Origin of the sequence: Paenibacillus sp. FSL R5-0914, assembly GCF_038004525.1 — a bacterium.
GTDB lineage: Bacteria > Bacillota > Bacilli > Paenibacillales > Paenibacillaceae > Paenibacillus_AQ.
On record NZ_JBBORH010000003.1, the window covers coordinates 799,115 to 821,617 of the forward strand.

General features: G+C 46.7%; 17 protein-coding genes. 16 read left to right on the forward strand and 1 reads right to left on the reverse strand.

Going from position 1 to position 22,503, the window contains the following annotated elements:
• Nucleotides 1-30: 30 nt before the first annotated feature.
• Nucleotides 31-1,293: a TraB/GumN family protein gene (locus tag MKX60_RS26910; protein WP_341061502.1), complete on the reverse strand. Its 1,263-nt coding sequence runs from the start codon at nt 1,291-1,293 to the stop codon at nt 31-33.
• Between the two features lie 209 nt (nt 1,294-1,502).
• On the opposite strand from MKX60_RS26910, the gene MKX60_RS26915 reads away from it, so the two are divergent.
• The 16 genes from MKX60_RS26915 (at nt 1,503) to MKX60_RS26990 (ending at nt 22,466) form a co-directional block, all read left to right on the forward strand.
• Nucleotides 1,503-2,624 (forward strand): glycoside hydrolase family 88 protein, encoded by a 1,122-nt coding sequence (locus MKX60_RS26915; protein ID WP_076284301.1) that lies wholly within the window; start codon nt 1,503-1,505, stop codon nt 2,622-2,624.
• A complete protein-coding gene (locus MKX60_RS26920; RefSeq protein WP_341061503.1) occupies nt 2,614-4,776 on the forward strand; it encodes an alginate lyase family protein in 2,163 nt (720 codons plus the stop codon). Before MKX60_RS26915 ends, MKX60_RS26920 begins: the two co-directional genes overlap by 11 nt.
• Before the next feature lie 67 nt (nt 4,777-4,843).
• Nucleotides 4,844-6,574, forward strand: coding sequence for a sensor histidine kinase (locus tag MKX60_RS26925; RefSeq protein WP_341061504.1), 1,731 nt, complete (start codon nt 4,844-4,846; stop codon nt 6,572-6,574).
• Nucleotides 6,567-8,150: a response regulator transcription factor gene (locus MKX60_RS26930; RefSeq protein WP_341061505.1), complete on the forward strand. Its 1,584-nt coding sequence runs from the start codon at nt 6,567-6,569 to the stop codon at nt 8,148-8,150. The genes MKX60_RS26925 and MKX60_RS26930 overlap by 8 nt, the downstream gene beginning before the upstream one ends.
• Before the next feature lie 170 nt (nt 8,151-8,320).
• Entirely contained in the window at nt 8,321-9,250 is a 930-nt protein-coding gene (locus MKX60_RS26935) for a carbohydrate ABC transporter permease (protein ID WP_042125419.1), read from the forward strand.
• A gap of 15 nt (nt 9,251-9,265) precedes the next feature.
• Nucleotides 9,266-10,102 carry a carbohydrate ABC transporter permease gene (locus tag MKX60_RS26940; RefSeq protein ID WP_042186014.1) on the forward strand — a complete coding sequence of 279 codons (837 nt, stop codon included), beginning with the start codon at nt 9,266-9,268 and terminating at the stop codon, nt 10,100-10,102.
• A 143-nt stretch (nt 10,103-10,245) separates the two neighbouring features.
• Entirely contained in the window at nt 10,246-11,643 is a 1,398-nt protein-coding gene (locus tag MKX60_RS26945) for an ABC transporter substrate-binding protein (RefSeq protein WP_341061506.1), read from the forward strand.
• Nucleotides 11,644-11,760: 117 nt separating this feature from the next.
• Complete coding sequence (locus tag MKX60_RS26950; RefSeq protein WP_256721619.1) at nt 11,761-13,038, forward strand: alpha-L-fucosidase; 1,278 nt, start codon at nt 11,761-11,763, stop codon at nt 13,036-13,038.
• Between the two features lie 24 nt (nt 13,039-13,062).
• Nucleotides 13,063-14,895: a glycoside hydrolase family 35 protein gene (locus MKX60_RS26955; protein ID WP_076284297.1), complete on the forward strand. Its 1,833-nt coding sequence runs from the start codon at nt 13,063-13,065 to the stop codon at nt 14,893-14,895.
• 253 nt (nt 14,896-15,148) lie between these two features.
• On the forward strand, nt 15,149-15,592 hold the full coding sequence (lspA, locus tag MKX60_RS26960; protein WP_256721618.1) for a signal peptidase II: 444 nt from the start codon (nt 15,149-15,151) through the stop codon (nt 15,590-15,592).
• A 108-nt stretch (nt 15,593-15,700) separates the two neighbouring features.
• Entirely contained in the window at nt 15,701-17,056 is a 1,356-nt protein-coding gene (locus MKX60_RS26965) for an erythromycin esterase family protein (protein WP_076284295.1), read from the forward strand.
• 138 nt (nt 17,057-17,194) lie between these two features.
• Nucleotides 17,195-17,881, forward strand: a complete 687-nt coding sequence (locus tag MKX60_RS26970) for a response regulator transcription factor (protein WP_076284294.1) — start codon at nt 17,195-17,197, stop codon at nt 17,879-17,881.
• Complete coding sequence (locus MKX60_RS26975; RefSeq protein WP_341061507.1) at nt 17,812-19,329, forward strand: sensor histidine kinase; 1,518 nt, start codon at nt 17,812-17,814, stop codon at nt 19,327-19,329. The genes MKX60_RS26970 and MKX60_RS26975 overlap by 70 nt, the downstream gene beginning before the upstream one ends.
• Nucleotides 19,330-19,854: 525 nt before the next feature.
• A complete protein-coding gene (locus MKX60_RS26980) occupies nt 19,855-20,562 on the forward strand; it encodes a DUF421 domain-containing protein (RefSeq protein WP_341061508.1) in 708 nt (235 codons plus the stop codon).
• 107 nt (nt 20,563-20,669) lie between these two features.
• Nucleotides 20,670-22,166, forward strand: a complete 1,497-nt coding sequence (locus tag MKX60_RS26985) for an alpha-N-arabinofuranosidase (protein ID WP_341061510.1) — start codon at nt 20,670-20,672, stop codon at nt 22,164-22,166.
• A 12-nt stretch (nt 22,167-22,178) separates the two neighbouring features.
• A complete protein-coding gene (locus tag MKX60_RS26990; protein WP_042186032.1) occupies nt 22,179-22,466 on the forward strand; it encodes a hypothetical protein in 288 nt (95 codons plus the stop codon).
• Nucleotides 22,467-22,503: the final 37 nt, after the last annotated feature.

Consider the following 22,503-nt stretch of genomic DNA (forward strand, 5'->3'; position numbering starts at 1 on the left):
TGACACTAGTATTTATTTTGACACTAGTATTTATTGTTTGACGACGTTAAAGCCGTCTTTTTGCAATTGAGTCACAATGCCATCATCACCCAGCATGTGTAGTGCACCAACAACGACAAGATAAGTCGCTTTTTTATCACTATTTAAATACTCTTTTACATGCTTCGCCATGTTGGCATTCCGATCCGAAACAAGACCCTTATAGTATTCTGGCTCCTTAGCGACCGCTTGTGTCATAGCTACGAGTGATTGTTCATCCCCCTGCATCCACATTTGGGATAATGCATCCAGCGAAGCCGTTGCTGCAGCTTTGTCCGTTTGCTTGAGGCTATCGAGTGTATCAAGGAGAAGCTTTTCTTGCAATCCATCTGAGAATTGATTGAACATGTTCAGCTGCAATTGCATATTTTCCAATTCAATGATAGGTTTATTCAGTTTACCTGCCTTCTGTGTGAAATATAGGTCGATACCCGTATCCGGTGTATAATCTGTTGTTTGCATTTGTAGGCTTGAGATACCTTGAGTAACGACCCATGGCTTATAGGAATCGAATGCATTTCCTGCAAGACCATTCGCTTTCAGAAGCGCAACAACTTTGTTATAGGTATCAGCGGATACGTGATCCTTGAGCTTGGTCCCATCTGTATAAGAACCTTTCTCCGTAAGGAACTTTTGCATCTCCGTTTGATCAACCTTTGTTAAGTCAACTTCGACCCCGAGATATTGAGATGCTTCAAAAGCAGCTTCAATTTCCGGGCGTAGCGGGTACATTTTGTCATTAGCCACATGGATAGAGCCAAGTAGATAGACGGTATTTCCGTTGTTCTCCACTTTCCATAAGAATCCGGTGCTGCCTGCAGCCTCGTTATTAGCTACAAAGGTGATGGTGCGCTGCGCCGCATTCCATTCTACCTTATAGCCGATCGTTTCACCGATAAAGCGGACAGGAACATAGGTGACATTGTTGATGGTTTTAGGAGCCACCTCTAGTTTTTTCTTCTCCCCGTTTACCGTTGCTGTGGTGCTGCCGATAGTCAGAGAGAGGGCTAGTCCATTTTTGGTCCCCGTTACGGTTTGGGTCTTTTTATTCCAATTCATATTTACATTAAGCTTCTCTAGGAGTGGACGCATAGGAACCAAGGTAGTTCCTTTTTCTACAACAGGGTTAGAATTTCCTAACTTTACTTCTGTTCCATCAATCCACACACCGACAGGCTTTTCAGCCGCATGGGCAGTGGTAAAGACAGACATAACCATGAAAATGGATAAAAATAATGCACCTAGCTTTTTCATTAATAGGACACTCCGTTTCTAAAAAAAATGAAAGTTGTAAGTCACTTTCTGATTCTAACGTATTTTTCCATAAATAGTTATACGTTTTGTTACTTCGTACAAAAGTCAAAATAATGCACATCAAAGCAAAAATCGCCCCTATTAGATCCTGTTGACTCTCCTTATCATGAAACATAAGAAACGAAGAGCCCGAAGGGAGCAAGGAACTTATGTGGAGCAATGCGATTGAAGATGCGATAGAGAAGGTACGTAAGAATATAGACCGATTTGGGGGCAGATTCCCTCATGTCAGCATGAATGGAACTTACCAGCTCAATAACAATGACGACTGGACCAATGGATTCTGGAGCGGCATGTTGTGGTTGTGCTATGAATATACGCAGGATGACAGCTTTCGTATCGCGGCATCTCATACCGTAGAGGATTTCCGCCGCCGTTTCGCGGCAAAGACGGTGCTTGATCATCACGACATCGGATTTTTGTATTCGTTATCCTCCAAGGCCCAGTGGATTATAGATAAAGACGAATCCGCGCGTCAGTTGACACTGCAGGCGGCAGACTTATTACTGAAGCGCTGGCGCACAGGCGGCGGTTATATTCAGGCTTGGGGACCTGTGGGAGATGCCCAGGAAGGTGGGCGCATCATTATTGATTGTCTGTTGAATCTCCCTCTTCTGTATTGGGCGGAACAACAGACCGGTGATTCCCTATATCGGCAGGTGGCGGTCATGCAGGCGGATAAAACGAAACGTTATCTGGTGCGGGGAGATGACAGCTCCTACCATACGTTTTTCTTCGACCAGAAGACCGGAGAGCCGATTGGCGGTGCTACACACCAGGGTTATACTAACGGATCGACTTGGACACGCGGGCAAGCCTGGGGCGTCTACGGTTTTGCATTATCTTACCGCTATACTAAGGATCCGTTGTATTTGGAAACATCCAAGCGGATGGCCCGCTATTTTCTGGAGCATTTGCCACAGGATCATGTCGCTTACTGGGACTTTAATGCTCCAGTGGCTGCGGATACGTACCGGGATAGCTCGGCCTCTGCAATTGTTGCGGCTGGACTACAGGAACTGCTGGAGCTAATGGAGGAGGAAGATCCCGAACGGGCTTATTTTCAGCAGGGGTTAATACAGTCGATGACTTCACTTGTGCAGAACTATTCCACGATCGGTGAAGACGCGGAGGGGCTGCTGAAGCACGGCTCTTACCATGTACGCGGCGGTCTGTCTCCGGATGATTTCATGATCTGGGGAGATTATTTCTACCTCGAAGCGTTGCTGCGGCTGCAAAAAGGCACTAGGGGGTACTGGTATGAACGCTGATTGCCGATCAACCTCTCCCTATGCTGTCTTTACGCTACTCGACCTTGAGTTACCCGCTCTAGCTTCCGTGAAGGATGCGCTCAGTCAAGTGCGGCAGGACGATGCGCTGACTGAATTACATCGGTATATGACTAGTCGGAGCACGCCGGGCTGGCAGGCAGAGGACAGACGGAAACAGCAGCATATCGACTATATACAGCAATATTGCGCAGATGAGCTGAAAGCCGTATTGAAGACAGCGGATGAAGTTGTGGAGCAGACGTTTCTCTTCCGCTTTCCCTGGGACATGGAACGCAGCCGCATTCCGGTTACCTTTGAGGAAGAAATTGACTGGGGCTATGTTCCGGACAAGGATGTAGAATGGGCTTATATGCTGAATCGCCACCGCTACTGGGTGGCATTAGGACAAGCGTATGCGATAACAGGTAATGAGGAGTATGCGAGAACATTTTGCTGTCAACTTGAAGATTGGATGGACCGTAATCCTGTTCCAGACATGCCTACGAAAGATACGTTGACTTGGCGCACCATTGAAGCGGGTCTTCGCTGTGCGAACTGGATCAAAGCGTTGTCCTATATACAGGATAGTCCGCTGCTCACACCGACGCTTCTGGCGAAAGTGATGATATCCCTTCATGAACACAGCGAATATTTAGCTTTATCGTTTACGGGCTGGAAGAATATCAGCAATTGGGGCGTTCTGGAGACTTGTGGTTTATTCCAAACCGCGCTCTACTTCCCTGAGTTCACTAGGGCAAAGATTTGGCGACAGCTAGGTGAGGAGAGATTGGGGGAGACGGCTAGAATCCAGGTCATGGCGGACGGTATCCATTGGGAGCAATCGCCTACCTATCACCATGAGGTTCTGGTATGTTTTCTCGACTGCATCCGCTTGGCTCGGATGAATGGACTGGAGCTACAGGATGAACTTCAGCAAAAAGTTCATCAAATGGCCGTCGCTTCCTTGTATTGGACCAAACCGAATCATCGGCAGCCGATGCTCGGGGATAGCGATGACAGCGATGTCCGTTCGATTTTGACTTATGCAGGTTGGTTGTTCCAGGATTCTGTGCTCCGCTTTGGCGGATATGATCATATGGATTATGACAATGCCTGGTTGTTCGGAATGAATGGAGTTGAAGGCTACGAGCAGCTGATTGCGGAGGAACCGCCTTACTTGTCGCGCTCTTTCACACATTCCGGTCATTATATGATGCGAACGGGTTGGGACGAGCAGGACTTGTACCTATATTTCCACTGCGGACCGCTTGGTGGTGGACATGGTCACGCGGATTTGCTACATTTCGATCTGCATGCCTTTGGGCGGGATATGCTTACCGATCTGGGCAGATACAACTATAGTGATCACACACCACTTAGAAAAGCGTTAAAAGAAAGCGCTGCCCATAATACGACTACTGTTGACGGAATTGGATTCACTGAAATCACGGATACATGGTCCTTCTCCCAAATTGCGAAGCCGACAGGCAGCAAATGGATCAGCAATCCGGACTTTGATTATGTTGAGGGCAGCCATGATGGCTACCGTCATTTGGATGATCCGGTACACCTGCTAAGGAGGATCATATTCATCAAGCCTTATTACTGGCTTCTGGTCGACAGCTTTAGCTGCCGTCAGGAGCATACGTTTTCCCAGCATTTTCATTTTGCACCCGGAGCGGTTCAGATGGAAGACGAGACATTCATTTGCCGTACAAAAAATGAGCAGGAAGCCAATCTTTGCATCATTCCCGTTAATGTTAAAGGACTTCAGGGCAAGATTGATGACGGGGTAATTTCCCGCGAATACAATCTGCTGGAACCTAATCAGCATGCCGTTTACGCTCGAACGGGAAAAGGAACGGTATCGATGATGCAGATGCTGTACCCGCAGCCTTCCGGTGAGCCGTTCTGTCCACTGGTTGAACAGGTGCCGATTTACCGCCATACGGGTGAACCTGTGGATGCCGTGCAGGCGGAGGCATGCCGCATCAGCTTCCCTGAAAGGAATGAGGAGCATATTATCGTGATCAGCCATGAGGTTCCATCCAGCCACTTGGATTCCTATGTAGTGGAAGGTGTACAAATATTTGGTGAAGTGGTGCTTATAGTTTTCGCAAACGGTCAAAAGAAAGTCACGGTAATCAGATAATGCATGTATACTGGATAACGGGCTGATAGAATAAAAGAAAAGAGCATGAGAGAGGCGCGGAGAAAACATGTTCAAATTCACTTACTATAGACGTATCCAGGTTTCATTTCTTTTGCTGATTTTTATTCCGCTGATTGCAGTATCGATCATCTCCTTTGTGCTTATTCGGGATACGATGGTAGAGAAGTTGCAGCTCAGCAACGATAACTTTCTGAACGTTATGATTGACGAACTAAACAAGACCATTGATGATGTGACATTTGCATCGCATTTTATTGTAAACGATACCAATTTTCGCGCCAATCTGAAGGTCTTTGCAGATACCGAGCGATTGAACACCTATCAGGATTACGTACATTTTACGCAAATTCAGGATGTGTTTTCGCTCATCAACTCTAAGCCGCTAAATAATAACATTCGCATGTATTTGGTTAACCGGAAACACTTTGTGATCTCCTCTGGGACTGAGAATTTATCCGTGATTAATGCCAACATGGACAAGCTGATGGGACGTGTCAATATTCACGAACCGGAGACCTTGCAATGGCTTGGGATGGCTGACAGCGGTTCCGGTAAAAGCAGTAGCTACTATATTGCCAGAGTAATCTATGATAGCCGGGAGAAACAGCAGGTGTCCGTGCTTCTCATCTCGATTCCCGATGCCTATTTCAACAAATTGTTCGGGCCGGTCGAGTTTGGCAAGCTGGCGTTGTTTGATTCCAGAGGAGGTCTGATCGCCGGGAACTCAGAGCTAGCCCCAGATGGCAAGGAAGCTAGAGGGAGCGTGCGTACGGCCAGAGCCATCGACAAATCCAATTGGGAGCTGGTCTATGAAGCTTCAGAGAAAGAATGGTCGGGCCAGATTTCGCGAACTTTTTATAGTGGCATTGGTTTAGTGCTTCTCTTGTTTATTGTCTTTTCGGCTACTTCCATGCTGATTGCCAAAAGATTGCATAGTCCGATCATGAAGCTGCAGCGCGTTGTGCGCCAGTTCGGGATGGGGAATCTTGATGTCAGGCTGGAGGTCAAGGGCAAGGATGAAATCGCTGAGCTAGGGCAGACATTGAATACTATGCTGGATCAACTGCAAGGATTGATTCACGACATCGAGCTGGAGCAAGAACAGAAGCGAGTGATGGAACTTGAGGCGCTGTTTATGCAGATTCGTCCCCACTTTTTGATCAACACGTTGAATTCGATCAAATGTAGCCTTATTTTGGCTAAAGATAAGCTGCACAGCGGGATCATTGATTCGCTAATGAGTCTTCTCCGTGCCTATCTGAAGGTCAATGAACCGGCTACCTTACGGGAAGAATGCAGACTGCTTGGTCATTATATCGACATCATGAAGATCCGCAACGAAATCCCTCTTGAACTGGAGGTCGATCTGGAAGCGGATACAGAGAAGCTCATCGTACCTAAACTTATTCTGCAGCCTCTCGTAGAGAATGCTATCGTTCACGGTCTAGTAGACCACCCGGCACCGCGTATTGTCGTCCGTGCGCGAACGATCCCTGATGGGATTATGATTGAAGTCGAAGACAATGGCTGCGGAGCAGGGGCAGAAATTCTGGCAGGACTGAACCGCAGATTGCTCTACAAGGACGATGAACAGGATGGAACTTATCAAAGGGTCGGTTTAATTAACGTGGTTCAAAGGCTGAGGCTGACCTATGGTCAGGATACCCGCTTGTCGCTGCATAATTTGCCGCAAGGTGGGGTGTCCGTTTCTCTGTATTTGCCGCAAGGCAATCATCAGGTTAATCTGCCCGAGAGAGAGAGGGATATTGATGTATAAAGTGATGCTCATAGATGATGATGTTCCTATGCTCAAGGTGCTTCAGCAGATGATTGACTGGGAAGCACATAGCTTGCAGATTGTCGGCAGCACCTATTCCAGTGCCAAGGCGTTATTAATGTTTGAGGAAGTACAACCCGATATCGTGATCACAGATATTGGCTTGCCGCAAAAGAACGGGATTGAGCTGGCCGATTACTTTACCCGGATGAAGCCGGAGGTCAGAATTATTTTCCTGACCTGTCATGAGGATTTCCATTATGCTCAGCAAGCGGTAAAGCTGAAGGTGGATGACTATTTAATTAAGGACCAGCTTACGGACGAGCAACTGGAGAAAAGCCTTGCCAAGTCTGTACGCTTGCTTAAATCGAAGATCGGGCTAATCAAGCATGGGGAAACGGGATACAATAGCCAGTTATTCCGGCAGAATCTGCTGCAAAGGGTGATTGGCGGCGCTCCGCCCGAAACCACGCTAGCCTATGCGGCGCAAATCGGCATATCCTGGACGTATCCGTGGTTCATGCTGGGCACGGTCAGCATTCACTTTTCCAGTTTCGAGAAGAGGTACAAGCAGAGCGAGTATCCACTTATTTTATATGCCATCTACAATATAGCCCTAGAGCTGTCCGAAGCGTGTGAGGGGATTACGCCTTTTTTGGAGCAGAAGAATATTGTGATTCTGTATAATTACCGTGTGAATCTGGCGCAGAATGCCAGTCTTTATTTTCATGATTATTTACAGCGATTGTGTTCCGAGTGCTCCCATCTCCTTAAGATTCAACCGGGCATCATCGCAGTCACTGAGAAAATAGAGCTGCAGGCAATTGGACAGATTCATCGGCAAATTGTCCAAGACAAGTGCGAGTTCTATGCGAGTGCGGAATACACAGTTCTGGATACTCTGCAAATCGCTACCCCTCGCTTCCAGCCTGCTCCTCAAGGATTTCTGGATAGTTATATCCCGCAGATGGAACGGGCCGTGATTAAAAATGATCTTGAAGCCATCCGTGGCACTCTTCAGGAAATCGCTAGGACTGCAAAAGTTATGGCTATCCATCCGGGCGATTTCGTCCGGGATTTATCCTTTATGCTCCGAGGTATCGAGCTGATGTTCACTAGCCTAACATTCGATGAGGATCTGTTCGTCTATCTCGTGCAAACCCGCACACTGGAGGATACGATGGAACTGGTGGAAAGAAAGCTTGTGCAGATTACAGGCAACAAACAGCAGGTGGCGGGAACTCCCCCGCAGGAGCCCAAGCTGCAGCTTATCCAGCAATTTATCGATCAGCATCTTGGCGATAACATCACTTCAATCGATATGGCACGTTATCTCTTTCTGGACCCGAGCTATTTCTCGCGTTATTTCAAACGCATGACAGGTCTGACCTTTACGGACTATGTGCATCAGCACAAGATGAAGGTTGCGACCAAAATGCTGAAAATCTCCAGCCAAAACCTGGAATCGCTGGCCGTTGGTCTGGGATATTCGGACAGAACCTATTTTTCAAAAGTATTTAAAAAATATGTGGGAACTACGCCGAGCGAATATAAATCCAAACACTCAGTACGCTGAGAAGTGCAAATCTCAACCTACCGAATAAACCCGCCGCCCATCTTGGGCGGTTTTTTTGTTGTCGAAAGACAAAGGTCAAAATCTTGCACATCTCGGGTCATAATCACTCCTTCATGCGGGAGGCGGATATATTACTATAATGACAAATCAAATTGTCGAGGTGATACAACGTGGAGGCTGCAAAACAACCTGTGCCAAAAATTCTGCAGGAGAAGCGGAAGTTCTGGACTCCGCAGCGGAAAGAGGCTTTGACCGGGTGGCTGTTTCTAGCTCCGGAAATTGTCGGAATGCTTTTTCTAAATGTATTTGCACTTGGATTCTCACTTTATTTAAGCTTCTCGAAATGGGATCTATTGTCGGGGGTTCAAGGGATCGAGTTTATCGGATTGGATAACTATATCAAAATGTTCCATGATCCGAGCATCATTCAAGCTTTGAAGAACAATGCTATTTATATGATTATGACCGTGCCGATACCGATTGCGATTGCTTTGGTGCTGGCGGCATTGATTCAAAATAGTGTATTTCTTAAAAATTATTTCAAAGTTGCCTTCTTTATCCCTTATATTTCTTCGATTATTGCAATTGCCGCTGTATGGAGCGCATTGTTCCATCCATCCCTTGGACCGATCAATCAGTTCTTGATGGAGCTTGGAATTTCCAGCCCTCCAAAATGGCTGGTGGATCCAAAGACCTCGCTGTTATCGATTGCCATTATCAGTTCTTGGGCGAGTCTGGGTTACACCATTATTATCTATATGGCCGGCTTGACGAATATTTCCGATGAAATCTACGAAGCCGCCGAAATAGATGGAGCTAGCGCACTGAAGAAATTCTTTGCCATCACGGTTCCGATGCTGCGTCCAACCACGTTCTTCTTGCTTATAACCATGCTGATTGGCTCGTTTAAGGTGTTCGACATCATCGCGTTTTTGACCGAAGGTGGCCCGAACAATTCTTCTACCGTGCTTGTGTTCAGGATCTATGAGGAAGGGTTCAAATACTACAACATGGGCTATGCTTCTGCAATTTCCTGGCTGCTATTCGCCGTCATAGGCTTGATCACCGCAGCTACTTGGAAAATGAGAAATGAAGAATAAAGGGGGGAGATTAACATGCAACTGATTAGAAAAAATATGTCCAGAGTGATCACTACCTGCATCATGGGGGCTTTGTCCATTGTATTTCTTATTCCTCTGATCTGGATGATTTCCGCAGCCTTTAAATATGAGAAAGATGTTATGCGCTTCCCGATCCAATGGATTCCCGAGAAGATCAATGTAGCGTATAATTTCAAGATGGTTTGGATGGGACGAGTACCTTTTTCTCATTTCTATTTAAATTCCTTTAAAGTTGCGATTATTACAACCTTAATTACACTTATCATTTCATCTATGTCGGCGTACGCCTTGACCAAAATCAAGTTCAAAGGACGAAATATGGTGTTTCTGGCGCTGCTGTCATTCATGATTATACCTGACCAGGCCACACTGATTCCGCGCTTTCTGCTGATTCGCTGGTTCGGTCTTTATGATACTCATGCTGCAATTATTTTAATGAGTATGTTCTCCATCTACTTCACGTTCCTGCTGCGGCAATTTATGATTGGTGTCAGCGACGAATACATTGAAGCGGCGCGAATTGACGGTGCAGGCCATTTACGGATATTCTGGTCTATCATTATTCCGCTCTGCAAGCCGGTGCTCGCTACGGTGGCGATCATCAAATTTATCTGGACCTGGAATGATTACCAGAATCCGCTGATCTTCTTACTAAATAAGAATTTGTACACTATCCCACTCGGTATGACACTGTTCCGGGACGATTATTCGAACAACTATGCGATTATGATGACGGCAGCTGTTTCGGCGATCATCCCGCTCGTCATCGTGTTCATTGCCCTGCAAAAGCAAGTCATTAACGGAATCTCCCTTGGCGGCGTAAAGGGCTGACCTGCGGGTGTACACGATAGATAGTAAAAGTCAAAAATGTGATCCTACAACAGCAAAATTGTGCACTTGGCGACTAAAGCGGATGCCTATAATAAGAAATGAACAAGGCACTATACTTAAAATTCAGTGCGGGGGGAAGTAAAATGAAAACAAAGAGCAAAAAAAGATTATCCGTTGTACTGGGCTCCATGCTGGCGGTTTCCTTAACGCTAAGCGCCTGTGGTAATTCCGGAAACTCGGAAAAGAATGGGAATGCTGAAGCTGGTACGAATGCCGGGAACACCAAGGTGGACAAGCAAGTCGCCATCAAGTATTACAACTGGGATAATGAAGCCCAGTCGGCTGGTACCGATGCTATGCTGCAGGAATTTATGGATCAGAATCCAGGCATCAAAGTAGAGCATGTGACACTCGTTCCCGGTGATTCTGTGGAGATGCTGAAGAAACTCGACTTCCTGATATCTTCCGGTGAAGCGATTGATGTTGTTCAGGTGCCAAGCTTGGGAGGCGTGCTTGAACGGGCGACTCGGGGAGCGCTTGCCCCGCTGAATGAATTCTATGAGAAAGATAACCTCGTTCCTGAGGATGAATATTATGTGAATGCTAAGGTCGACAACAACTATTATGGGTTGCAATATACGAAGAGCAGCAACTACGTGATGCTGAATAAAGATGCACTGGACGAAGCGGGTCTGCCTGTACCTACTTTTGGCTGGACATGGGATGACTACCGCGACTATGCCAAAAAACTGACCAAAGGCGAAGGCGTGGACAAACGTTACGGCACATATTTCCACACCTGGGAATTGTACATGAACGCTCCAGCTCAAACGATGATGAAAGACCCGTTCGTATATGATGACGGGACGACGATCTTCGCGGATCCGACTTATAAGTATTTCTTCCAGCTGCGTAAAGATATGGAGTCTGCTGATAAATCTGCGAAATCTTATGCAGATGCTCTTGCCGCTAAGCTTAACTATCGTACCGAATTCTTCAATGAAGAAGCTGCTATGATCTTGGCTGGCAACTGGACGATTGCTGATCCAGGTAACACCGAGCAGTATCCGCATGAATTCAAGACAGCCTTTGCTCCGGTACCGGTGCCTCCTGCAGGATCGGAACCGAAAGACTATGAAGGCAAATACTTCACCAGCGGCAACATGCTGGCGATGGGCGCAACTTCAAAGAACAAAGAGGCTTCCTTCAAATTGATGAGATTTATGTCGACGGCTGTTAGTGATAACAGACTGGAATTCTCCGGATATAAAAAAGCTGACAATGAGACCTTGCTGACTAAATTGGTCGCTGGCAAAGAAGATATGTATGATATGGATTCACTCAAATACACACTTTTCGATAAAGAAATTCAGTTCCTTGACGGTGCGCAGGTGATGACGACGGCAACTTCCGAATTGACCAAAATTATCGATGACGGCTTCAGCAGATTCATGCTTGGAAATGAATCGATTGATAAGGTGCAGCAATGGATGGTTGATGAAGCAACGAAAATTATCAACGAAAAAGGTGTCATCAAGTAAATAGGCAATAAGCGAGGTATCCCAAGTTGGGGACGGGGCTTTGGAAGGTCATCAACCGGCTTTCCAAAGCCCTTATTTATACATTGGGCTTACACAAATATACGGGAGAGTATAAAAATGATGGAAAGCATTTCTTCAAAGAACAAGTCCGAAGAGCAAGTAGCTTTGCCTTCTAAGGAACAGATGGAGTGGCAGGATCTGGAGCTGGGGATGTTCTGCCATTTTGGAATGAACACGTTTTGCGATCAGGAGTGGGGAGAAGGTAGCGATTCACCTACGGTCTTTAACCCAGTTCATCTGGATGCCCGCCAATGGGTTAGTGCAGCTAAAGAAGCTGGATTCCGTTATTTTATACTGACCGCTAAGCATCATGACGGCTTCTGCCTGTGGCCGACTGCAACGAGTACTTATTCTGTTGCCTCCAGCCCATGGAAAGAAGGGCGAGGCGATGTTGTCAAGGAGTGCGAGGAGGCTTGCCGTGAATTTGGACTAGGCTTCGGCATTTATTTGTCTCCATGGGACAGACATGAGCCATGTTATGCGGATCCGCAAGCGTATGATGATTTCTATTGTCTGCAATTGCAGGAGCTACTTACGGGCTATGGCCCACTTACGGAGATTTGGTTCGACGGTGCAGGATCTGAGGGCCGTAATTACGATTGGCGGCGAATTATGGATCTGATCAAACAATATCAGCCAAGTGCTATGGTGTTTAATATGGGGGCACCAACGATTCGCTGGGTTGGCAATGAGGATGGCCTTGCTCCTTATCCATGCTGGAACACTGCGGATTCCGCTCGGGGTAGCATGTTCAGTGAAGCTTCATTGAACTGGCTTCCCGGAACACCGAGCTGGGTGCCTGCGGAATGCGATGTGCCCATCCGTAAAGACCGCTGGTTCTGGCATCCTCAGGAAGAGCATCTGCTGCTGTCTCTGGAGCAGCTAATGGATATTTATTATCGTTCGGTCGGACATGGGGCGACTTTGCTGCTCAATGTGGCCCCTGACAACCGCGGGCTGCTTCCGGAGGCCGATGTGCAGCGACTGCTGGAATTTGGCAAGGAAATAGGGCGTAGATTCGGCAAGGCACTAGCCGTAACGGCAGGCACTGGAGATCTTATTGAGCTGGAATTGCCTGCTGCAGCTACTGTGATTGACCACGCTGAGATAATGGAAGACATCGCTTATGGCGAGAGAGTGAGCGAATATGTACTGGAAGCATTCAGTGACGGAGCGTGGCTGGAGTTGAAACGTGGCAGCGCGATTGGCCATAAGAAAATCGATGCCTTCCCTCCGGTATGCGCAGAGAAGATACGACTACGGGTGCCAGTAGCTGCCGCAAGCCCTAAGATTAGACGGCTTGCCGTCTACCACTGTGGGGAATCGTTAGAATAAATGCTAAAAAGGAGGTCGTCGATAATGAGCCTACTCACTTGGAACGACGGACACTATTTGCTGGACGGACAGCCTTACCGGATCGTATCGGGAGCCATTCATTATTTTCGGGTTGTGCCTGAATACTGGAAAGACCGGCTGCTGAAATTGAAAGCCTGCGGATTCAATACCGTGGAGACCTATATCGCCTGGAATATGCATGAACCCAAGGAAGGAGAGTTCGTATTTGATGGCATGGCCGATGTGGTCTCTTTTATTGAATTGGCCGGAGAGCTTGGGCTTCATGTTATTGTCAGACCGAGTCCATTCATCTGTGCGGAATGGGAATTCGGTGGTCTGCCGGCCTGGCTGCTGGCTTACAGTGAACTTCAGCTTCGCTGCTGTGATCCTCTTTATTTAAGCAAGGTGGACCGGTATTACGATGAGCTGATTCCTCGGCTGGTTCCGCTACTGTCCACACATGGCGGGCCGATTCTGGCCGTCCAGGTAGAGAATGAATATGGCAGCTATGGCAATGACAGTAGTTACCTGAGATATATGCGTAATGGACTCCTCAGCAGAGGGGTCGATGTGTTGCTCTTTACCTCCGACGGACCAACCGATGAAATGTTGCTCGGTGGAACTCTGGAAGATGTGCATGCTACAGTTAATTTTGGCTCCTGTGCAGAGGAATCCTTCCGTAAATACCGGGAGTACCGATCTGAAGAGCCGCTGATGGTGATGGAATATTGGAACGGCTGGTTTGATCATTGGATGGAGGATCATCATGTGCGCGATGCCGAAGATGTAGCTGGCGTTCTGGATGATATCCTGACGCATGGCTCCTCACTCAATATGTACATGTTCCACGGCGGGACCAATTTTGGCTTCTATAATGGGGCGAATCATATCGTCGCCTACGAGCCGACGACTACAAGCTATGATTATGATGCCCCGCTCACGGAATGGGGAGATACGACGGCGAAATTTGAAGCTGTTCGGTCGGTACTAGGCAAACATGGATTTGCACCGACTTGTCCGCTCCCTGAGCCGATTCCGAAGATCTCCTACGGGAAAGTTGCCTTGATGGAAAGAGCGGAACTATTCACAGCTTCCAATCTGGAGAAGTTATCGGAGCCGGTGAAAAGTGTGTGTGTACAGCCGATGGAAAAGCTCGGACAATCCTATGGTTTTATATTGTACAGCACTTATGTGCAGGGACCACGGACCAGGCAGAAGCTTTACATCGAGGGTGTGCGTGATCGGGCGCAGGTCTTCCTGGATGGACAGGTACTTGGGGTCATTGAACGCTGGAATCCGCAGCCACTTGAACTTTCCATTCCTGCCGGAGGAGCGCAGCTGGATATTCTCGTCGAGAATATGGGTCGGATTAATTATGGGCCGCTCATTCGTGATCCGAAAGGAATTCTGGACGGTGTTCGAATCGATAACCAGCTGCAATATAACTGGACGATCCGTACACTTCCGTTAGAACCGGGAACGCTGGCTTCACTTGAGTACAAGGAGCAGACGGTGGAGAAGCAAGAAGCTGCGGCACCTTCAGGTTTGCCCGGATTCTATCGGGGCTGCTTTGAGGCGGAGGAAATTGGCGATACTTTTCTACGGTTCGATGGATGGAATAAAGGGGTTGCCTGGATCAACGGATTTAATCTGGGCCGCTACTGGAACGCAGGACCGCAAAGGGCCCTATACATCCCCGGTCCATTGCTGCGCAAAGGTCGTAATGAACTGGTTCTTTTGGAACTGCACGGCTGTGCGGAGACTTGCGAAATTGAGCTTGTAAATTGCCCTGATCTGGGAAGAACTTCGGCCGTCGATGATGCCGTGTTGAATTTTGTGCAGGAAGATAACTTGTAGACATTTTTAGCGTTGCCGTCATAGAAATCATTCCCCTATCCTCTCAGCTATTAGACACAAGAAACCTGCGTTTTCTTTCATTATTTTACAAAAAAATGAAGACGAGCAGTCAATATAAGGATACCTGAAAGGCACTCCTTCGGGCGTGCCTTTATTTTTCGATGCCACATGGTTTTGTAGTATGATGAGCACAAGGGAGTTACATGGTTGTTCATAGGCTGAGAAGAAAGTGGGTGTCGCTATGTGGTTTTGTATGATCGCGATGGTCGTGATCTTGATCGATCAGGTCTCGAAAATTTGGATTCGGATGAACCTGGATATCGGAGATAGCTTGTTCTTCGGACGATGGGAGATTACACATTATGAGAATAGCGGGATGGCTTTCAGTTTATTCCAAGGTTATGCGTGGTTATTCGGGGTGATCGCCATCTTGTTCGTCATCGGTGTGTTCTATTATCGCAGCATGGGTGCCTGGAAAGGCCGATTGGCGGATATGATCGCTGGTTTCTTGGTCGGCGGTGCGGTTGGCAACGGGATTGATCGACTGGTGTTCGGGCAGGTCACGGATTTTATCATGTCTCGATCGGGGAGAGGCATTCTCAATTTAGCGGATTATGCGATCAACATCGGGATGATCATGCTCGTCTTAAATATGGCAGTGAGATTCGTGAAGAAGCGGTTCTGGCACGCGCATTGAGGAATTATTCTCTTATCTTTATAGATTCCTTAGAAGTTCCTGTTACGATGTCTCTGCATGGTAAGAGAACGACGTAATAACAGATTTCGAAGGAGGAGAACATTCAACATGCAAGCAACGAAACGATTAACAGGTATCATTTCCCTGGGCCTAGCATTTTCACTATTACTATCGCCAGTGAGCGCCTCGGCGACCGCGCAGAAAATTACGGGGTCGAAGGAGAATATTCAAGAGATTAAATCTTTGACGTCATCGGACTATAAAGATTTAGCGTTTCTGAAGCCGATCTTGAAAGATAAGACGGTCATTAGCCTTGGCGAGAACTTTCACCGTGTCGCAGAATACAGCAGCATGAAGACAAGGTTGATCAAATATTTACACGAAGAGCTGGATTTTGACGTGATTGCATTTGAGTCGGGCCTTGGGGATTCATTCATGACGTACGATAATGCAGGAACATGGACATCGCAACAAATGATGGAACGTTCAATTTTTCCCATCTGGCATTCCAAGGAGACTCTGAATTTATTCGATTACATCAAGAAGAAGCAAGGGACGAACGATCCCTTATATCTAGCAGGTTATGACATGCAGTTCACATCAGGGTACTTAACGCAATTTATTGCCGGTTGGATTGCCAAGGTAGACAAGGATCAGGGCGAGAATTATTTCAACTTCGAAATGCAAGCGATGACGGATTTCTATAAGGTGCTCAACCAATATGGCATGGACGATAGTCATCCGGAGGCGAAAGCAGAAATCAAGAAGGTGAAGAATACGTACGAACCGAAATACAAGGCGTTGATCCAATTCATCCAAGAGAACAAAGAACAACTTGCAGCCGCCTACCCTGCGAACCCGCGGATGGTGGATATCGCTGTCAAGACGTTGGAGGATCGGGTCAAATTCATCGAGATGGGGATGTACGATACGAAGGAAAGCTATGAATTCCGTGATCGAATCATGGCTGACAACGTGGAGTGGTTAATGAAGGTGATGTATCCCGGCAAAAAAGTGATTTTATGGGCGCATAACGATCATCTGGCGAAGAATACGTCCAAAATCGAAACGAAAGAACAAGGGAAATGGATTAACAGCTTTACAAGTATGGGAGAATTGCTACATAAGAAGCTAAAGGATAAGGTCTACGTGTTGGGTCTGTACATGAACAGCGGTAAGGCGAGCACGATTACGACACAGAAGATCTTTGATATTCAGCCGATGCCGAAGGGGAGTCTGGAACAACTGATGATGCAGAGCGGTTATAAGATTGCGTTTGCGGATCTATCCAAGCACAAGTCTCCGAACAAAAATAATGCTTGGATGTTCAAACCGATCTATGCAGCCGAGGATGGCATGACGTCCGAGATCATTATGCCGATGTCGATGCGATTCATTCCAAAAGAGCAATATGACGGGATCATCGTCTTCGATAAAGTCAAAGAACCGACAACGAAGCTCTAACTCGGTTATACCTGAAAATTTAATTGTTCCCCTGTCGTGAACACCGTGTGTGCCGCTGCAGGGGATTTTTGGCGCACAAAAAGGTACAATGAGGGGATAAAGCTGCTAGATTGATAGACGCGAAAGGAAATTCAAGAGATGAGAGAAAAGATATTAATCGCCGATGATGAGCGAGAAATCGTCGGATTTATGCGCGATGCGCTTCAGGATGATGGGTATGAGGTATCAGTGGCTTATGACGGCAAGGAAGTGTTCGATCGACTGGGAGAGACGCCCGACTTAATCATCCTGGATATTATGATGCCGCATCTCGATGGGCTCGAAGTATGCCAAGCGATACGTGACCGGGTCTCGTGTCCGATTCTGTTCTTAAGCGCGCGCTCCAATGAAGCGGATCGGATCCAAGGACTCGCCGTCGGTGGCGATGACTATATCGTGAAGCCTTTTAGCATGCAAGAATTGAAGGCGAGAATAAGAGCGCATCTTCGTCGGGAGCAGCGGAGCCATCTTGATCATCAACCGAAGCTGCTGCACCATGGCGATCTCACGATGGATCTGGACAGCCATCAGGTATTCTACCAGAACCTTCCGATTCCGCTGACCAGCCGGGAGTTCGAATTGTTCCGGCTTCTCTTCATGCATCCGAATCAAGTATTCTCGCGGGAACAAATCTATGAGAAGATCTGGGGATTCGATGCGGAGGGAGAAGCAGCCACAATTACCGAACATATCAAAAATATCCGGGCGAAGCTGGCGTGCGCAGCACCGGAGAAGACCTTTGTTACAACGGTATGGGGGGTAGGGTACAGATTCGAAAGGAAGTAAAGGCAAGTCGAAAACCGCTGCGCAGACAGTTTATGGGTGCATTTACACTCGTTCTTTTCTATAGCTTCATCGGCTCGATGCTGGTTTGGGGCAGTACGCTTTATGTTTTGATTAATCAAACGGACAAGAGCATTCTACCAGCCAACTATTATGAGCAGCAAATTCCCCAGATTCTAGGTTATGTAGATCAGCAAAAAGACGCCTTATTATCTCCTTCAAAGCAGAATGCGTTGGAACATGTTATTCTGACGAAAGGCATGCAGTATCAAATCGTGAATCTGAAGGGGCAAATCGTCTACGGCTGGAAGGGGCAGACTTTCGTCAACAGCCCGGAGGATGTGCTAAGCAAGCTGAACCGTAGCGAGAAACAGGGCGGGAAATATATCAATTACCACCCGATCCTGGATTCGCAGAAAAAATTAAAGGGGATGCTGGTGCTACGATACAGTTTAAGTGTATCCTCCAACAACCCTGGAAACGGGCTGCTCGTTATGCTTATTTTGTGCAGTTTGATCGCACCGTTCTTCTTCATCGTCTTGTTCTCTTTTATTTTCGCGAGAAAATTGGGTAAACGGCTCGAACCGTCGATCGCACGGATCATCGGGGGAGCTAGACGAATCCAGCAGAATGACCTGAATTTCTCCGTCGCAGGAGCAGGTGGGTCGAAGGAGCTGATCGAGCTCTCCGATGCCTTCGAAGAGATGCGGATCGCGCTGGAGCAATCCTTGAAGTGGGAGTGGAAGCTGGAGCAGGAGAGACGCGACATGATCTCTGCGATTGCCCATGATTTGCGGACGCCGCTGACGATCATTCAAGGTCATGTAGACAATTTAATCGAGAGCGGTGCACGCCGTCCCGAACGGCTGGAGAAGTACTTGTTAACCATTCAGAACAGTACGCAGCGTGCGGACAAAATGCTGACGGAATTGCTGTTCATGAATAAAATCGACACGCCTGATTTTGTCCTCCAGTATACGAGAGCGGATTTACTCGCCTTCTGTGAGCGGAAAAAAGATGAATACGCATTGTTATGCCGTGAGAAGTGGATTGCTTTTGACTTCTCTTATGTGAATAGGCGATGCGACCAAGAACAGCAGTTTCTTGTGGATACATCACGGTTGGAGCAAGTATTCGATAACGTGATTACCAATAGCTTGCGATTTACGCCAGTGGAGGGAAGGATCGAGTGGACGGTCATCTTAGAGGAGACGCAGATTACCTTTGACATGAAGGATACGGGGAAGGGGTTCAGCGCTCTTGATTTGCGGCGGATGTTCGATAAATTCTACACGGGGGATCCGTCTAGATCTCTAGACAAAGGTCATTCCGGGCTTGGATTGTATACAGCACAGTTGCTCATTACAAAGCACGGAGGGCATATCGAAGCAGGAAACCGTGTCGAAGGCGGTGCACAGGTGATCATAACGGTGCCATGTAAAAAAGCCTGAAGAAACTCATCATACGAGTCTTCAGGGTTTTTGCTGCAATAATTCGATAAATTTATGGAACGCGCTTGTCTTGAAATGATCCCGTCGATAGATGAACTGTACGGTCACATGGCGGTAATGATCGGGATGGTACTGCACCGAGCCTTCCGATTCGGAACCAGACGAAGCTGTATGTTTCTGAAGATGCGTATGTCAATGGAGAATCGAAAGCTGCAGTCAATTATAGTTCGGTCAATCTCAAGCCCTTGGACTTATCCCGGGTCGAAGTGACAGGCAATTCGACCCGGGAGGCTCAGCAACTCGAGCTGAAAGCGCAATGATTCTGCACAATCTGCTTGCAATCAAGACTGAAAAATAAGCATTCGTAGCTAGGGCTTTGGGACGGTTCAGTAGAACCATTCCAGAGCCCTTTTGACGTTTATAGAAGTCTCCGGATGACCTCTTAAAATTAAACCGATTGTAATGACGTTTCATTTCACCTTGGTTTGTGAATAATAGGGGATTGAATAGAAAGGAGCATTAGAGATGCAGGCGCATATGGATATTGTTCTTCGTACTGTGGTCGCTATGATCATGCTGCTTGTGATAGCTAAGATATTGGGTAAACAAACGATTTCTAATTTGACGTTTCATGATTTCGTGACAGGCATTATATTAGGATCGCTTGCGGCAAACCTGGCTTTTAATAAAGACCTGAAGTCGTCATATATGATCATGGCGCTCATTGTTATCACTGCTACGTCTTTTCTACTATCTATCATCGCTATAAAGAGTCGTAGAATGAGAAGCTGGATCTCCGGATCACCTACGGTACTTATTGAAAACGGGAAAATTCTTGAAGGGAATATGAAAAAGGTAAGGTATTCGCTAGACTCCTTGGATCAGGCACTGAGGGAAAAAGAAATTTTTAATCTAGAGGTAGTAGAGTATGCCGTATTAGAAGATAACGGAATGGTATCCGTCTTAAAGAAACAAGAGTATCAATATGTTACCCGAAAAGATTTGAAGCTTCTTTCCGTCCCTCAGAGCTTTCCCGTTGAGTTAATTATGGATGGCGTCCTCATTGAAGAGAATCTTGAGAATAATGGACTGACCAAAGAATGGCTGGAGAGCGAATTAAGACGGAAGGGGAAACGGATCTCCGACGTATTTTACGGGGTAAGAGGAACGCAGCGGCAGCTCGTTTTTGATTATTATGAAGACGGGATAAACAAACCGATTGATAAAGAATAGATTCATTCATATTGGAGATTGACGGATCGCTGAGGACCGCTCTATAATGTTTGTATAATTATTAATTAGTTAATAAAAATATAAATGTTGAAGGGCGGAGTTTATTCATGGCAGATCGCGCAATCCTTAACACAGACATTCGCAAAGGTACGATAAACAAAAATATTTATGGACACTTCTCTGAGCATCTAGGACGTTGTATTTATGAAGGCATTTGGGTCGGAGAAGATTCACCGATTCCTAACACTAACGGTATTCGTAATGATGTTGTGAAAGCGCTTAAAGAAATACAAATTCCAGTACTTCGCTGGCCGGGTGGATGTTTTGCAGATGAATATCATTGGAAAGATGGTATTGGTGATCGCGAAGCTCGTAAACGTATGATCAATACGCATTGGGGCGGCACGGTTGAGAACAACCATTTTGGTACACATGAATTTATGGAATTATGTGAGATGCTGGAATGTGAACCTTATATCAATGGTAATGTGGGAAGTGGTACGGTTCAAGAGATGTCCGAATGGGTAGAGTATTTAACCTTTGGCGGTGTCTCACCGATGTCTGAGCTTCGCCAGCAGAACGGTCATCAAGAGCCTTGGGCTGTCACTTATTTTGGCGTTGGTAATGAGAATTGGGGCTGCGGCGGGAATATGCGTCCAGAATATTATGCAGATCTTTATCGCCAATATCAGACGTATGTACGTAATTACGGGGAGAATCGTATTCACCGGATCGCTTGTGGTCCTAACGTGGATGATTATCACTGGATGGAAGTTCTAATGCGTGAAGCTACACGCTTTATGGACTCGATTACTCTTCATTATTATACGATTCCTGGTCCAGCATGGGAGAATAAAGGGGCAGCAACAGGCTTTGAAACTAGTGAATGGTTTAGTACTTTAGAGAAGGCCCTTCGCATGGATGAGCTGATTACTAAACATGGTGTTATTATGGACAAATATGACCCAGATAAAAGAGTAGGCCTTATCGTTGACGAATGGGGAACTTGGTATGATGTTGAGCCGGGTACGAATCCAGGATTCCTATATCAACAAAATACAATTCGGGATGCCCTTGTAGCTGGCGTAACCCTGAATATTTTCCATAAACACAGTGACCGGGTACGGATGGCAAATATTGCGCAGACCATTAACGTGCTTCAAGCAGTGATTTTAACCGAAGGAGAAAAAATGCTGCTAACGCCTACCTATCATGTATTCAATATGTTTAAAGTCCATCAGGATGCTGAATTGTTGGATTTAACAATCGATAGTGGGACTTACAGCTTTGAGGGCAGCGAGATTCCTGAAGTATCTGCTTCAGCTTCCGTAACAGACGCTGGGATCATTCATGTCAGTCTTTGCAACTTGAATCACGCTGCATCAGCTACTGTACCCCTCGAGCTACGTGGCCTTTCCGGGCAGAAGGTTGAAGTGACAGGCACTACGCTCACAGGTAACAAGATAGATGCTCATAATACATTTATTCAGCCAGATGCTGTCGTACCGCAAGCTTTTACAGCCTTTACACTTGAAGGTGATCTTCTTAATGTAGAGCTGGCTCCAATGTCAGTAACTGTGCTGGAGATTACGCCGAAGGCATAAGGTGGTGTTATCATGTCAACAACATCTGCATGCAAGGGGTGTCGCGACGATTATAAGGTTACCGATGCACAGATAGAGCGAATCTTGTCATCATCCATGTTTAAGACAGAGCTTTGTGTTCCAGATGAGGTTTATGCTGAACGGATTTCTCTTTGCGGGACTTGTCCTAAGCTGCATGAGAGTGTGACTTGCGTAGCTTGTGGATGCATTATTCCTGTTGTAGCTAAGCTTAAGGAACGTGGCTGTCCACTGCCTGGTGGCGGATTATGGGGACCCTTCATTGAACATGAAATAAGGTAAAATAAGAGCCGCATTCGACTCTCTAATGGGAGATGAA

What these genes read in the sequence shown, in the direction of transcription:
- MKX60_RS26915 (WP_076284301.1), top strand. Translation starts at nt 1,503, where the DNA reads ATGTGGAGCAATGCGATTGAAGATGCGATAGAGAAGGTACGTAAGAAT.
- MKX60_RS26950 (WP_256721619.1), top strand. Translation starts at nt 11,761, where the DNA reads ATGATGGAAAGCATTTCTTCAAAGAACAAGTCCGAAGAGCAAGTAGCT.
- MKX60_RS26930 (WP_341061505.1), top strand. Translation starts at nt 6,567, where the DNA reads ATGTATAAAGTGATGCTCATAGATGATGATGTTCCTATGCTCAAGGTG.
- MKX60_RS26990 (WP_042186032.1), top strand. Translation starts at nt 22,179, where the DNA reads ATGTCAACAACATCTGCATGCAAGGGGTGTCGCGACGATTATAAGGTT.
- MKX60_RS26985 (WP_341061510.1), top strand. Translation starts at nt 20,670, where the DNA reads ATGGCAGATCGCGCAATCCTTAACACAGACATTCGCAAAGGTACGATA.
- lspA (WP_256721618.1), top strand. Translation starts at nt 15,149, where the DNA reads ATGATCGCGATGGTCGTGATCTTGATCGATCAGGTCTCGAAAATTTGG.
- MKX60_RS26955 (WP_076284297.1), top strand. Translation starts at nt 13,063, where the DNA reads ATGAGCCTACTCACTTGGAACGACGGACACTATTTGCTGGACGGACAG.
- MKX60_RS26925 (WP_341061504.1), top strand. Translation starts at nt 4,844, where the DNA reads ATGTTCAAATTCACTTACTATAGACGTATCCAGGTTTCATTTCTTTTG.
- MKX60_RS26980 (WP_341061508.1), top strand. Translation starts at nt 19,855, where the DNA reads ATGCAGGCGCATATGGATATTGTTCTTCGTACTGTGGTCGCTATGATC.
- MKX60_RS26920 (WP_341061503.1), top strand. Translation starts at nt 2,614, where the DNA reads ATGAACGCTGATTGCCGATCAACCTCTCCCTATGCTGTCTTTACGCTA.
- MKX60_RS26910 (WP_341061502.1), bottom strand. Translation starts at nt 1,293, where the DNA reads ATGAAAAAGCTAGGTGCATTATTTTTATCCATTTTCATGGTTATGTCT.
- MKX60_RS26965 (WP_076284295.1), top strand. Translation starts at nt 15,701, where the DNA reads ATGCAAGCAACGAAACGATTAACAGGTATCATTTCCCTGGGCCTAGCA.
- MKX60_RS26970 (WP_076284294.1), top strand. Translation starts at nt 17,195, where the DNA reads ATGAGAGAAAAGATATTAATCGCCGATGATGAGCGAGAAATCGTCGGA.
- MKX60_RS26945 (WP_341061506.1), top strand. Translation starts at nt 10,246, where the DNA reads ATGAAAACAAAGAGCAAAAAAAGATTATCCGTTGTACTGGGCTCCATG.
- MKX60_RS26940 (WP_042186014.1), top strand. Translation starts at nt 9,266, where the DNA reads ATGCAACTGATTAGAAAAAATATGTCCAGAGTGATCACTACCTGCATC.